This is a genomic window from Nocardioides cynanchi (assembly GCF_008761635.1).
Classification (GTDB): Bacteria; Actinomycetota; Actinomycetes; order Propionibacteriales; family Nocardioidaceae; genus Nocardioides; species Nocardioides cynanchi.
This window is the reverse complement of the sequence record NZ_CP044344.1, coordinates 3,135,271-3,148,770: the sequence shown is the minus strand read 5'-3', so window position 1 is coordinate 3,148,770 and position 13,500 is coordinate 3,135,271. Positions and strand designations below refer to the sequence as shown.

The window sequence follows — 13,500 nt, the reverse complement described above, 5'->3', positions numbered from 1 at the left end:
TCCCTCAGACCTCGAAGCGGTAGCCCATGCCGGGCTCGGTGATCAGGTGCCGAGGGCTGGACGGGTCGTCCTCGAGCTTCTTGCGCAACCCACCGACGTACACGCGCAGGTAGTTGGTCTCGCGGCTGTACGTCGGTCCCCACACCTCGTGCAGGAGGTCCTGCTGGCTGACCAGCCGGCCCGGGGTGCGCACCAGCATCTCCAGCAGCCCCCACTCGGTGGGGGTCAGCCGGACCACCACGCCGGCCTTGGTCACCCGTCGGGCCGGCAGGTCGATCACGAGGTCGCCGGCGGTGAGGACCGGTACGTCGGAGCCGGCGCGGCGGGCCGCGGCCCGCACCCGGGCCAGGAGCTCCTCCATCCCGAACGGCTTGGTGACGTAGTCGTCGGCACCGAGATCCAGCGCCTCGACCTTCTCCGCGGACTCCGCCCGCGCGGAGAGCACCACCACCGGGACCGTGCTCCAGGCCCGCACCCGGCGCAGCACCTCGAAGCCGGTCAGGTCGGGAAGGCCCAGGTCGAGCACGATGATGTCGGGACGGTCCTCGCGCGCGGCCTGGAGCGCCGTACGACCGTCGGCCGCGACCAGCACCTCGTGACCGGCGGCCCGCAGCCCGATCCCCAGCGTCCGCCGCAGGGTGGCGTCGTCGTCGACCAGCAGCACCTTCACGAGCTCTCTCCCGGGACGTCGACCACCATGGTCAGGCCACCGCCGGGGGTCTCCTCCGCCTCGAGCGACCCGCCCTGCGCCTCGGTCAGGCCACGCGCCACCGCGAGCCCCAGCCCCACGCCGGTCCCGACGTCGCCCTCGCGCTGGAACGGCTCGAAGATCCGGGCCCGGTCGGCGGCGGCGACACCCGGCCCGTGGTCGACGACCCGCAGCCGCACCCGACGCCCGTCGGCGACGCCGTCGATCCGGACCAGCTCGCTGAACCGCAGTGCGTTGGCCACCAGGTTGGCCACCACCCGCTCCAGCAGCCCGGCGTCGACGTACGCCGTCGGCAGCTCGCCCACCTCCACCCGCTCGGCGCCGTCGAGACCGGCGAGCGCGCGGCCGACGACCTCACGGAGCGGGACGTCGTCGGCGATCGGCAGCACGGCGCCGGTCTGGAGCCGGCTCATGTCGAGCAGGTCGCTGACCATCGTGGTGAGCCGCGAGATCGAGGAGTCCATGGCGTTCAGCAGCTCGTGCCGCTCGCCCTCCCCGAGCTGGTGGTCGTGCACGCGCAGGGTCTCGGCGGCCGAGCGTAGCCCGGCCAGCGGCGTCCGCAGGTCGTGCGACACCGCGGCCAGGAGCGCGGTGCGGGTCCGGTTCCCCGCCTCGAGCTGCCGCGCCGCCATGCTCTGCCGGGCCAGCTCCTCGCGCTCGCGGAGCACGCCCACGTGGGAGGCGAAGGCCGCGGCCACCGACCGCTCCCGGTCGCCCAGCACGGCGTCGTGCAGGACCAGCCACCCGCCGGCCCCGGCCGGTAGGACGACGGCCGCCGCCCCGGTCGGCGGCGCCCCGGTCGCCAGCTCGGCGGTGGTCGCCCCGAAGGTGTCGCGGGCCAGCGCGAGCAGCCGGGACACGTCGTACTCCCCACCGAGGACCTGCCGGTTCAGCATCGCCAGGGTCGCGGCCTCCTGTTCGGCGATCCGGGCCTGCACCCGTCGGCGCGCCGCCGCGTCCACGACCGCGGCGACAGCGGCGCCGGTCACCACGAAGACCACGAGGGTGAGGACGTCGGTGCCGGACGCGACGTTGAGGGTGTGCCGCGGCGGGATGAAGAAGTAGTTGAGCAGGAGGGCCCCCAGCACCGCCGCGACCAGGGCCGGCCACCGGCCGCCGACCAGGGCCACCCCGACAGTCAGGCTGAGGTAGAGCATCGTGTCGAGAGCGGTGCCGGAGGGACGGTGGCCGAACGACTCGAGCACCCCGGTGAGCACCGCCGGGCCGCCCACGGCGAGCGTCCAGCCCAGCACGTGCCGACGCGGGCTCAGCGCGGCCGCCGGGGCCCTGTCGTCCACGCGCCCAGTGTCCACCACGCGCGGGCTCCGGGTCAGGCGAGGCGGGTCAGCCGACGTGCACCCGGGGCCGCCGCGCCAGGTCGGGCTCGGCCCGCCGGAGCACCTCCCGGGTCACGGGAGCGACCTCGCCGCTGCCGAACAGCAGGAACCGCAGGAACTGCTGCACCGGGTTGCCCTCGGTCCACTCGAAGTAGATGTGGGGCACGGCGCCGGTGTCGTCGCGGATCCGCAGCGCCAGCGCAGCCAGGGCGTTCGGCACCGACGGGGCGGTCACGGACATCACCCGGTAGCGCTCGCACCGGACCTCGCCGCGGACATGCAGCCGGCCCTCGAAGTCGCTGGGGTCGACGACGGTCACCTCGACGAAGATCACGTCGGGGTCCACCGGCAGGTCGTGGTCGCGGCGCAGGCGCTTGAGCTTCTCGACGTACTCGTCGACGTCGCGCGCCCCGGCCTGGTTGGCCACCAGGCGGATCGTCCGACGGGCGCAGTCGCGGACGAAGACCTGGCTGGTGGCGTCGAAGTCGATCTCGGTGGCCCGCAGCTCGAAGACCCGCTTGACCCGCGAGGCCATCGAGACCACGACGATCGCCAGCACGAAGCAGGCGCCGATCTTCACGCCGTCCGGACGCTCGATCACGTTGCTGACCGTGGTGTAGCCGAAGACCAGGGTGATCACGGCGAAGGCGATCATCCGCTTGCGCTGCCCGGCCCTGCGGGCCGCCAGCGTGACCGCGACGCCCGCGCTGGTGAAGAGCACCAGGACCCCCGTCGCATAGGCGCCCCCCTGGCCGTCCACGCTGGCCCGGAAGATCCAGGTGATCAGGAACGCGGTGCCGGTCAGGATCAGCACGAGGGGACGCACGGCGCCGGCCCACTCCGGAGACATGCCGTAGCGGGGCAGGTAGCGCGGGATCAGGTTGAGCATCCCGGCCATCGCCGAGGCGCCGGCGAACCACAGGATCGCGATCGTGGAGGCGTCGTACGTCGTACCGAAGGCGTTGCCGAGGTACTGGTGCGCCAGGTAGGCCAGGGCACGGCCGTTGGCGTGCCCGCCCGGCTGGAACTGGGCAGCAGGGATCAGCAGGGTGGTGACGAAGGCACTGGTCACGAGGAAGACGCTCATCAGCACCGCGGCCGTGGTGAGCAGCCGTTGGGTGCCACGGATCCGGCCGGCGGGCCGGGACTCGGTGTCGTCCGGGTCGCCGCTGACGTGCGGCATCACCGCGACGCCGGTCTCGAAGCCGGACATCCCCAGCGCCAGCTTGGGAAAGACCAGGAGCGAGACCCCGAGCATGGCCAGGGGGTTGCCGTGCTGCTGGGTCAGGGCCGCGCTCCAGTCGGGGACCAGGTGGGGGTGGGTGGCGATCTGCCACATGCCCACGCCGATCACCACGACGTTGAGGACGAGGTAGAGGCCGACCAGGCCGACGGCCAGCCCGATCGCCTCGGTGAAGCCCCGCAGGAAGACCGCACCGAGCAGCGCCAGCAGGAACAGCGTGATCACGACCTGGTGGCCGGTGAGGAGCGGGTTGAGGTTGGGGTTCTCGATCAGGTGGGCCGAGGCGTCGGCGGCCGAGAGGGTCATCGTGATGATGAAGTCGGTGGCCGCGAAGCCGAGCAGGGCGAGCACGAACAGCTTGCCCTTCCAGAAGCTCAGCAGCCGCTCCAGCATGGCGATCGAGCCCTCGCCGTGCGGGCTCTCCTCGGCGACGCGTCGATAGACCGGAAGGGCGCCGAACAACGTGAGGGCGACCAGGACCAGCGTCGCCACCGGCGACAGCAGGCCGGCCGCGAGGGCGGCGATGCCGGGCTGGTAGCCGAGGGTGGAGAAGTAGTCGACCCCGGTCAGGCACATCACCTTCCACCAGGGCTGGCCCTGGTCGGCGTGGTTGACCTCTCCCTCGTCGACGAGCCAGTGGCGGGCGCGCTGGGACAGGGGGGCCGGTGCGGTGGAGGTCATGGCTCGGCTCAGACCGTCTCGACGGCGGCGGCGACCTGGTCGGCCAGGAGCACCGCGACCCGACGCTGCTCGGGGGTGGGGTAGGTGACGTGCGACACCGCGATCACCAGGAAGTGCCCGACGACCCGCGCTCCCCGCCCCACCGGGATGGCGACGAAGTCGTTGGACGGCAGACCCAGCCGGTCGACGTCGACCACGTGGTCGCCCCGGGTGACCGTCCCGTCGTGCCTGAGCACCGCCACGCGGGCGTCCGAGACCGGGCCGGGTTCGTAGCGGCAGTCGTCAACACCCAGCACCTCGCTGATCTGCCGAGCCACCATCTCGACCAGCGTCGCGGCGGGAGTGTCACCCTCCGACACGAGGCGAGCCGCACCCAGGACGCCGTCGAGGTAGCCGGACCGGCCGGCCGCGCGCGCCTGCTGCCGATGGCCCCACAGGGCGATCTCGGTGACGGCGAGCCCGATCAGCACCAGCAGGACGGTGGTCTCGACGTCGTCGGATCCCTTGATCGCGAGCTGCCGGAACGGCGCGGTCAGGAAGAAGTCGAACCACAGGCCCCCTGACGCCGCCGCGAGCAGGCCGGCCAGGCGGTCGCCGGTGGCGGCCGCCGCGACCACCCAGAGCACCAGGACCAGCACCGCGGGCGCGGCCGGGACCCGGTCCCGGACGGTCGAGAGGACGGCACAGGTGAGCAACGGCAGCGTCAGGGCACCGACCCGCGCGACCGGCCGCCACTGGCCGCGGGGCGGCCACATCCGAGGGTTGTCGACGACGCGCCCGACGAGCGCTTGGTGCATGGTCACGACTCCATCCTGCGCCGCCGCGGACGGACCCCCCGCGATCTTGACGGCTTCCTGACGCTCAGGTCAGGAGGTCGCGCACCAGGCCGTGGACGAGGGCGGAGCCGTGCTCGGTGAGGATGGACTCGGCATGGAACTGGATGCCGCGGAAGTGGGGGCCACGGACCAGGTGCACGTCGCCGGTCGCGGGATCGGTCTCCACCGTGACGCCTGCCGAGACCTCGCCAGCGGCCCCGCCGGTCGGGACCCGGCCCACGAACGTGTTGTAGAAGCCCACCCGCTCCGGGCGCCCGTCGATGATGACGTCGGCCTGCGTGCCCTGGAACACGATGTCCTTATAGGCCAGCGGGATCCCGAGCCGGTCGCAGAGCACCTGGTGTCCCAGGCAGACGGCCAGGAAGGGCTGCTCGCGCGCCAGCAGGCGGTCCACCGCCCGGCGGAAGGTCGCGATCTTGGGGTCGTCACCGTCGCGCGGGTCGCCCGGGCCGGGGCCCACGATCGCCAGGTCGGCGGCATCGAGCGAGCCGTCGACGTACGCCGTGTGCCGCACCACCTCGCTGGTCATGCCGGCGACGCCGAGGACGTGGCGCAGCATGTTCACGAAGTCGTCCTCGCCGTCGAGGATCACCACGTGCCGGCCGGCCAGACGCGGGTCGGGGACCGCGCCGGACTGGTCGGTCAGCCAGAAGGTCGACAGCCGACGGTTGCGGGCGTTGAGGGCGAGCAGCACGTCCTCGTCGTTGACCAGCTCGGCGACGTCGACGCTCGGCGTCGGCGCCGGGGCGACCAGCCCGAAGGCAGAGAGGATGCCACCGGCCTTGGCATGGGTCTCGGCGACCTCGTAGGCCGCCTCGGAGTCGCGGACGAGGGTGGCCCCGGCGGTGACCGTGAGGTGCCCGTCGAGGTCGACGTCGGCGGTGCGGATCACGATCGGGCTGTCGACGATCACGCTGCCGTCGGCGTCCCGGCCGAGGATCGCCAGCGCGGCGCCGTAGTACCCGCGACCCTGCCGCTCGTACTGCTTGATCAGCCGGCAGGCGTTCTGCACCGGGCTGCCGGTGACGGTAGCGGCGTACATGGTGTCCCGCAGCACCTCGCGCGGGTCGCGGCTGGTGCGGCCGGCCAGGAAGTACTCGGTGTGGATCAGCCGGCTCATCGGCTTCAGGAACGGCCCCAGCACCTGGCCGCCCTTGTCGCAGATGTCGCACATCATCTTCAGCTCCTCGTCGACGACCATGAAGAGCTCGTAGATCTCCTTCTCGTCGTGGAGGAAGTCGAGCAGCCCCTCCCTGAGGTCGCCCTCCCCGCCGGTCGAGCCTGCCGGGGCCAGCCGGAAGGTGCCGCTGATCGGGTTCATCCGCACGTCGTCGCCGTGGATCGAGACGTGTCGCTCGGGGCTGGCGCCGATCAGGTAGCGGTCACCGGTGAAGAACACGAACGTCCAGTACGCGCCGCGCTCGCGCTCGAGCAGCCGGCGGAAGACCGAGAGCGCCTTGTCGGGACCCCAGTCGGCGACGGTGGCCCGGTAGTGCCGCCCGATCACCAGGTTGGCGCCCTCGCCCTGGCCGATCTCGTCGCGGATCACCGAGTCGACGAGCTTGCCGTACTCCTCGTCGTCGGTCTCGAAGCCGCCCCGGTCGGCCAGGTCCACGCCGGTGTCGTCGATAGCGTCGAGCACCTCGGCCACGGAGAACTCCAGCTCCGTCTCGACGTCGACCACCACCAGCGGGGTGCCGTCGTCGTACGCCTCGAAGCCACGCTCGCGCACCTGCCGGAAGGGTACGGCGACCAGCCGGTCGGCGATGTGGCCGCTCTCGGGCACCCCGCCGGTGAGCGGGATGTCGAGGATCGACTCGACCACGCGTCGGCGGCCACCGACCAGGCCGACGGTCTGGCGGTCGCCGGCCCGGGTCGAGCGGCGGATGATCGCCCACGCCTCGTGCCCCTGGAGCGCGGCGATGGCGTCCCGGGCGGATGAGGTGGCGGTCATGCCGGGGAATCTACCGAGGCCGGGCGCTGCCCCCGGACGGACGTCGACGTGGTGGGATGGCCGGCATGGCCGCCCCCGGGAACCCGCGGCCCGACGCCGGCGAGGCGCGGGACGAGACGTTCGGGTTCTTCACGACCTCGCAGGCGGCCGTGTTCCGCGACCTGGTGCGGCAGGGGTTCGCCCAGGCGGGTCTCGAGGTCACGGCGTACGCCGACCACGTCGTCGACAGCTCGGGACGCGTCTTCGGGCTGGGCAACGTCGCTGCCGAGTGCCACAACGACGAGCGCGGTGAGCGGGCCTGGCGGGAGATCACCACGCGGCACACGGACCGGATCGTGCGGGCGACCGACGCCCCGTCGCCGTTCGACACGATGACTCCTGCAGAGCTGTACGCCGGGACGTACGTGCGCCTGGTGCCGACCGCGGATCTCCTGCAGGTGCGGGCGGCCTACGCCCGCGAGGTGGCCGAGGGCGTCAGCGAGGTCCTCAACGTCGACCTGCCCGAGAGCGTCGCGATGTTCCTCGACGAGCACGTCGAGCGCTTCGGTCCGCTCGCCGACCTGCGTCGAGCCGGCCTGGTCAACCTGCGGGCCGTCCCCTTCGACCAGCACGAGATGCTCGAGCACCAGGGTGGCCGGGTCGACATCCTGCTCGGTGACTCGATGTTCGTGGCGTCGTCGCTGGTGGTGCTCGGCGACGTGCTGACCCGGCTCGGGCTGCCGACGCCGGGCCGGTACGGCGTCTTCGTGGCCGCGCCGTTCCGCCACCAGCTGGCCTTCCACGTGCTCGGCGACGCGACCGCGATCCCCTCGCTCAACGTGCTCGCCGCTCTGGCCCGGGCGGGGTACGACGACGCGCCCGGCCCGGTCTCCCCCGACGTCTTCTGGTGGCGCGACGGCTCCCTGGAGCGGCTGACGGTCAACGAGCCCGACGGCATCCGGATCGACGTCGGCCCGGAGCTGACCGAGGTGCTCGACCGGCTCGGCTGAGCCTCAGCGCACCAGGGTCAGCAGCTGGGTGGCGCGGGTGAGCACGACGTAGAGCGTGGCCCGCCCGGTCGGCGACTCGGCCTCGATCGCGGCGGGGTCGACCACCACGATACCGTCGAACTCCAGGCCCTTGGTCTCGATGCCGACCAGCACGACGATCCGGTCGTCGCCGGCGGCGGCCGGGTTGGCTGCGTTGGGCGCGTGGACGGCGAGCTCGGGCCAGGTGGCGAGCCAGCCGGCGACCTCGGCCCGGCGCTCGATCGGGACCACGATCGCCACCGTGCCGGCCACCTCGGCCGTGATGTCGGCGGTCGCGGCCCGCACCGCGGCGGCGAGGTCGTCGCCGGCACCCACCTCGCGCGGCTCGACCCCGGTCGACCGGACCGCGATCGGCAGATCGGCGTCGAGCCCCACCCGCGAGGCGTAGGCGGCGGCGTAGTCGTAGATCTCGGAGGAGTTGCGGTAGTTGGTCGAGAGGTGGAACTCGTGGAGGTCCTTGCCGGCGATCGCGTCGGCGCGGGCGCCGGCCGACTCGGCCGGCACCGGCCACGACGACTGGGCGGCGTCCCCGACGATGGTCCAGGTGGCGGCCCGGCCGCGCCGGCCGACCATCCGCCACTGCATCGGGGTGAGGTCCTGTGCCTCGTCGACGAGCACGTGGGCGTAACCGTCGTCCTCGATCGTGTGCGTCGGCGGCATCCAGACCGGGGCGTCGGGGCCGTAGGCCCGCTCCATCGCGGTGGTCAGCTCCTCGCGCCCGCCGGCCAGGTCGCCCCCGAGGTAGTCGTCGAGCTCGTGGTCGTCGTCGCGTCGGTCGGGTACGTCGCCCAGCGCGTAGCGCAGCTCGTCGATCAGGGGGACGTCCTCGACCGCGAGCGACTCGATCTGCCAGGACTCCACCAGGAGCCGCTGCTCGTCAGGCGTCACCACGCCGTCGCCGACGCGGGCCAGGAACTCGGGGTCGCGCAGCCAGCCGAGCACCTCGCCGGCCTCCAGCGGCGGCCACCACGACAGCGCGAAGTCGACGAACGCCTGCGAGGAGAGCATGTCGTCGTCGAACGCCTCCCGCCCGCGGTCGCGGCCGCGCTCCCCGCGCACCTGGCGCCACATCACCTCGAGCAACGACGACGCGACGCGTGGCAGCTGGCGGTTGCGCGGCCCCTGCCCCATCAGCTGCCGGCGCAGCTTCCCGAGCAAGCCGCGGTCGAGCACGATCACGTCGTCGCGCCAGAAGATCCGGAACTCCTTGGGCGAGCCCGGCGCCTGCTGGCGCGACGTCCTCCGCATCAGCTCGGCCATCCGGGCCGACCCCTTGACCGCCGCCACGGCGGGCGTGTCGTGCCGGGTCGCCCGCAGCCCGCCGACGACCTCGCCCAGCGAGCGCAGCGCCACCGCGGTCTCACCGAGCGAGGGCAGCACCCGCTCGATGTAGCGCATGAAGACGCCCGACGGGCCGACCACCAGCACGCCGCCGCTCTCGTAGCGCCGGCGGTCGTTGTAGAGGAGGTACGCCGCGCGGTGCAGCGCGACGACGGTCTTGCCGGTGCCGGGGCCGCCGCTGATCGCGACCACACCGCGCGCCGGTGCCCGGATCGCCTTGTCCTGCTCGGCCTGGATGGTGGCCACGATGGAGTGCATCGACCGGTCGCGGGCCCGCGAGAGCTGTGCCATCAAGGCGCCCTCGCCGACGATCGGCAGGTCGGTCTCGGCCTCGGCGTCCAGGAGCTCGTCCTCGACCCCCACCACCCGGGGGCCGGTGCAGCGCAACACCCGACGGCGTACGACGGACTGCGGCTCGGCGGCGGTCGCCTGGTAGAACACCGCGGCGGCGGGGGCCCGCCAGTCGATCAGCAGCGAGTCGCGCTGGTCGTCGCGCAGGCCGATCCGGCCGATGTAACGAGGCTCGGGGTCCAGCGTCGCCAGCAGGTCGAGGCGCCCGAAGACCAGTCCCTCGTGAGCGGCGTCGAGCTGGGCGATCCGCTTGGCGGCCTGGAAGACCATGGCGTCGCGCTCGACGAGGCCACCCTCGTGCCCGAGTCGCCCACGGCCGTGGCCCTCGCTCGCGATCGCCTGGGCGTTGCGGGCCGACCTCTCCAGCTGGACGTACACCCGATCGACGAAGGTCTGCTCCGCGGCGAGCTCGGCCGCCAGCAACTCGTCTGCCAAGAAAGCGTCCCCTCGGTTCCCCGACCGCCGATCGGCGGTGTCCTCTGAATTCGCGAGCCCACAATCGTAACCGGTCCCACGGCTCGTCGGTGACCCGACGCCCAGATCCGGCGCGTGTGACAGGCTCGACCGGGTGAAGGTCTACATCTCCGTCGACATGGAGGGCGTGGCCGGCATCGTCGCCTGGGAGCAGTGCCTGGCGGGGGGAGACGACTACGCGCTCGGGCGGGACCTGCTCGTGGGCGAGGTGAACGCCGCGATCGACGGGTGCGTCGCGGCCGGGTCGTCGCAGATCCTGGTGAACGACGCTCACTCGGCCATGCGCAACCTGCCGCCCGACGCGCTGCGCGCCCGCGCGTCGTACCTCTCGGGTCGGTTCAAGCCGCTCTACATGATGGAGGGCCTCGACGCGTCCTTCGACGCCGTGGTCTTCCTGGGCTACCACGCGGCGATGGCGACACCCGGGGGTCCTCTCCCACACCTACAACCCGCGGGCGATCGCCGGCGTCACCCTCAACGGGGCCACGACCGGTGAGGCCGGACTGAACGCGCTCGTCGCCCAGCACCACGGCGTGCCGGTCGCGGTGATCACCGGCGACCAGTACGTCGGGCCGGAGGCGGACCCGTTCTGCCCCGGCATCGAGGCGATCGAGGTGAAGCGGTCGGTCAGCCGCTACGCGGCCGAGCACCTCCACCCCGACCTCGCCCGGGAGCGGATCCGCGACGGCGTGGCTGCCGCGCTGGGGTCGCTGCCGTCCGCTCCGGCGATCTCGTTGCCCGCCACGATCGAGGTGGAGCTGCTCTCGCCCGACCTGGCCGAGCAGGCCACCTGGATCGCCGGTGTGACCCGCCTCGACGGGCGTCGGGTGTCCTTCACCGACGACGACCCGCTCCGGCTCTTCCGGACCTTCATGACGCTGGTGCACCTGACCCGGTCGCTGGCCGACACCTGACCGGCTCGCGGCTGGCGTGTCAATCGACCTGCCGGTAGAGAGCGATTGCGAACGAGCCGCTCCCGCGCACGAACCGCGCGTGGACCGCTGCACCGGCCGGCACCCAGAGATCGCCGATGGCACCCTTGCCTCCAGCGAAGCTTCCCCCCTCGGGGGTCATCCCCTCCGCACCGAAGGAGACCACGGTCCGGCCTGCCCCGGAGTGCCAGGCCATCGCCCCGACCGTCTGCCGGTGCAGCGCGGGGGCGCGGAGAGGCAGCCCCTCGGGTGAGGAGTAGCGGGTGAAGACCTGCCAGAGGTGGCCGTCGTACTCGACGTACTCCCCGACGCGGTAGCCACCGAGGGCCTGCGTGGCCAGGGGCCCGTAGACCCCCGCGAGCATCCGCAGCCGCGGCGCTGAACCGACCGGGAGAGGCACTGGGTCCTTGACGCCGTGGCTGGCCCAGACCCGCATGGTCACCTGCCGGCCGGGGTGGGGCAGCCGGAACTGCGAGCCTCCGCCCGCCCCCGGGTCGAAGGTGTCGGAGCCGTTGCAGTTACCGGCGATCCGCTCGTGACCGTTGAAGGAGACGTGCACCGCGTCGCCGCGCGGCAGGCCGTGGCACGACAGGGTGACCTGGAGCCGGCCGTACGGCGCGGTGAACGTCGTGCTGGCGTCGACTTGCGCCCGGTCCCCGATCACAGCACCCAACAGCTGTGCACCGTCCACCGTCTGACGGAAGGTGATGCCGTCCTTGGTGTAGCCCACGGGCGCCGCGTTCGTGAGGGCGTACGACGCGACCCCGACGCTGCCGTCGCCGGCGGCGATCCGGAGGTCCCCGGCCTGGCCGGCCGGGATCTGCACGAAGTCGCCGAAGCCCGATGCCTGCGAGGTCCAGACGTCCCCACCGGGAAGGGTCAGCCGGACCGACGACGTGCCCGCGAGCGTCCAGCTCAGCAGTCGGGGCTGATCGGAAGCGGCGATGTGCACGCTGCCTCGTCCCGCGACCGTCCGGGTCCAGCCCTCGGCGCGGTAGGTGTAGCCGAGCGACGTCATCGTGGTCGGTACGCGCCGCCCCAGCACCACCGGCTCCCGGCCTCCGGGCGCGCGGTGCAGACCGACGACGCCGACGGTCGCGGCGATCACGGCCGCGAGCGCGCCGCCACCCACGGCCCGCCGGCGACGACGCACGGCGGCGACGCGGTGGCGCACGGCGGTGGTCCGGATCACGGCGTCCTCGTCGGTGACGCTCCCGGCGTGCCGGTCGAGGGTGGTCCTGAGGTCGGTCAGCGAGTTCATCGCGGGGCTCCTTCCGACGTGGCGAGGGCGGGGTCGATGCGCAGCTTGGCGAAGGCCTTGCTGGTCTGGCTCTTCACGGTGCCGACCGAGCAGCCGAGCACCTCGGCGGTCTGGGCCTCGGTGAGGTCCTCGAAGTAGCGCAGCACCACTACGGCCCGCTGGCGGCGCGGCAGCCGCGCCATCGCGGTCCAGAGGTCGGTCGGCTCGGCGGTGTGCGACGCCGGGTCGTCGGTCGGGTGCTCGGGAAGCTCCTCGGTCGGGTGCTCGGCGTTCCACCGGCGGCGCCACCACGAGGCGTAGGTGTTGACCAGGATCCGGCGTACGTAGGGCTCGGGGTTGCCGTCGATGCGTCGCCAGGCGAACCACGCCTTGGTCAACGCGGTCTGGAGGAGGTCCTCGGCGAGGGCGTGGTCATGGGTGAGGAGGTACGCCGTGCGCAGCAGGGCCCGGGAGCGGGCAGCGACGAACTCGTCGAACGTGGCCTCCAGCACGCGCCCTCCCGAGTCGACTGCGGTCGTGGTGGTCATGACCGTTGATACCGGCCGGGTCTACCGGAAGGTTGCCTACGACTTCTTCCGGTCCAAGAACGCGGTCATCGCCTCGCGCGCCTCGTCGGAGGCGAACAGGTGGGCGCTGAGCGACGCCATCTCCGCGCCGTACTCGTCGATCCGCTTGACCAGGTCGCGGTTCAGGATCTGCTTGGACTCCCGCAGCCCCTGCGGCGCGCCGGTGGCCAGCTGGGCACAGACGCCGGCGACGGCGGCGTCGAGCTCGTCGGCGGGCACCGCCCGGGTGACGAGGCCGTAGTCGGCGGCCTGGGCACCGGTGAACAGCTCGCCGCCCAGCGTGGTCAGGGAGGACGCCCGGGGGCTCATCCGGGCATGGACGGTGAGCGAGATGATCGCGGCCGCCAGCCCGAGCTTCACCTCGGTCAGGGCGTACGTCGCGTCGTCGGCACTGATCGCGACGTCGCTGGCCGCGACGATCCCGATGCCGCCGGCGCGGACCGCACCGGAGACCCGGGTCACCACGGGCTTGGCCATGGTCACGATCAGGCGCTGGAGCTCCACGATCCGGCGGGCGCCCTCGGCCATGCCGACGGTGGTCGCCTCCGACAGGTCGGCACCCGAGCAGAAGACCTTGCCCTCCTGCCGGACCAGCACCACCCTCACGTCGTCGTCGGCCTCGGCCCGCTCGAGCCGCTCGAACAGCTCGCCCACCAGCTGCGCGGACAGCGCGTTGCGGTTGTGGGGGGAGTCCAGGGTGATCGTCGCGACGGCGTCCGCGACGCCGTAGTGGACCAGCTCGTCGGTCATGGCCGCATCCTGCCACCGGCCCGGGGGTACGGAGTGG

The 13,500-nt window shown here is 72.7% G+C and carries 10 protein-coding genes and 1 pseudogene; 2 read left to right on the top strand and 9 right to left on the bottom strand.

What is annotated here, in order from left to right; genetic code table 11:
* Window positions 1-4: 4 nt before the first annotated feature.
* The 5 genes from E3N83_RS15155 to E3N83_RS15135 form a co-directional block, all read right to left on the bottom strand.
* The gene (locus E3N83_RS15155; RefSeq protein ID WP_151084012.1) at window positions 5-670 is read right to left on the bottom strand and encodes a response regulator transcription factor; all 666 of its coding nucleotides are present in this window, start codon (window positions 668-670) and stop codon (window positions 5-7) included.
* On the bottom strand, window positions 667-2,007 hold the full coding sequence (locus tag E3N83_RS15150) for a sensor histidine kinase (protein WP_151084011.1): 1,341 nt from the start codon (window positions 2,005-2,007) through the stop codon (window positions 667-669). The genes E3N83_RS15155 and E3N83_RS15150 overlap by 4 nt, the downstream gene beginning before the upstream one ends.
* A gap of 46 nt (window positions 2,008-2,053) precedes the next feature.
* On the bottom strand, window positions 2,054-3,970 hold the full coding sequence (locus E3N83_RS15145; protein ID WP_151084010.1) for an APC family permease: 1,917 nt from the start codon (window positions 3,968-3,970) through the stop codon (window positions 2,054-2,056).
* 8 nt (window positions 3,971-3,978) lie between these two features.
* Window positions 3,979-4,767 (bottom strand): DUF4118 domain-containing protein, encoded by a 789-nt coding sequence (locus E3N83_RS15140; protein ID WP_238343197.1) that lies wholly within the window; start codon window positions 4,765-4,767, stop codon window positions 3,979-3,981.
* Between the two features lie 64 nt (window positions 4,768-4,831).
* Window positions 4,832-6,760 carry an anthranilate synthase family protein gene (locus E3N83_RS15135; protein WP_151084009.1) on the bottom strand — a complete coding sequence of 643 codons (1,929 nt, stop codon included), beginning with the start codon at window positions 6,758-6,760 and terminating at the stop codon, window positions 4,832-4,834.
* A gap of 65 nt (window positions 6,761-6,825) precedes the next feature.
* Between E3N83_RS15135 and E3N83_RS15130 the strand changes: the two genes are divergently transcribed.
* Window positions 6,826-7,749: a hypothetical protein gene (locus E3N83_RS15130; protein ID WP_202879236.1), complete on the top strand. Its 924-nt coding sequence runs from the start codon at window positions 6,826-6,828 to the stop codon at window positions 7,747-7,749.
* Between the two features lie 3 nt (window positions 7,750-7,752).
* Here E3N83_RS15130 and E3N83_RS15125 read toward each other — a convergent pair whose 3' ends face one another.
* Window positions 7,753-9,915, bottom strand: a complete 2,163-nt coding sequence (locus E3N83_RS15125) for a HelD family protein (protein WP_151084007.1) — start codon at window positions 9,913-9,915, stop codon at window positions 7,753-7,755.
* Window positions 9,916-10,072: 157 nt separating this feature from the next.
* Here E3N83_RS15125 and E3N83_RS20350 point away from each other — a divergent pair.
* A pseudogene (locus E3N83_RS20350) lies at window positions 10,073-10,868 on the top strand (M55 family metallopeptidase).
* Between the two features lie 19 nt (window positions 10,869-10,887).
* Here E3N83_RS20350 and E3N83_RS15115 read toward each other — a convergent pair.
* The 3 genes from E3N83_RS15115 to E3N83_RS15105 are packed head-to-tail and all read right to left on the bottom strand — an operon-like array spanning window position 10,888 to window position 13,463.
* Entirely contained in the window at window positions 10,888-12,147 is a 1,260-nt protein-coding gene (locus E3N83_RS15115; protein ID WP_151084006.1) for a hypothetical protein, read from the bottom strand.
* The gene (locus E3N83_RS15110) at window positions 12,144-12,674 is read right to left on the bottom strand and encodes a SigE family RNA polymerase sigma factor (protein WP_151084005.1); all 531 of its coding nucleotides are present in this window, start codon (window positions 12,672-12,674) and stop codon (window positions 12,144-12,146) included. The genes E3N83_RS15115 and E3N83_RS15110 overlap by 4 nt, the downstream gene beginning before the upstream one ends.
* Window positions 12,675-12,710: 36 nt before the next feature.
* Entirely contained in the window at window positions 12,711-13,463 is a 753-nt protein-coding gene (locus E3N83_RS15105; protein ID WP_151084004.1) for an enoyl-CoA hydratase-related protein, read from the bottom strand.
* Window positions 13,464-13,500: the final 37 nt, after the last annotated feature.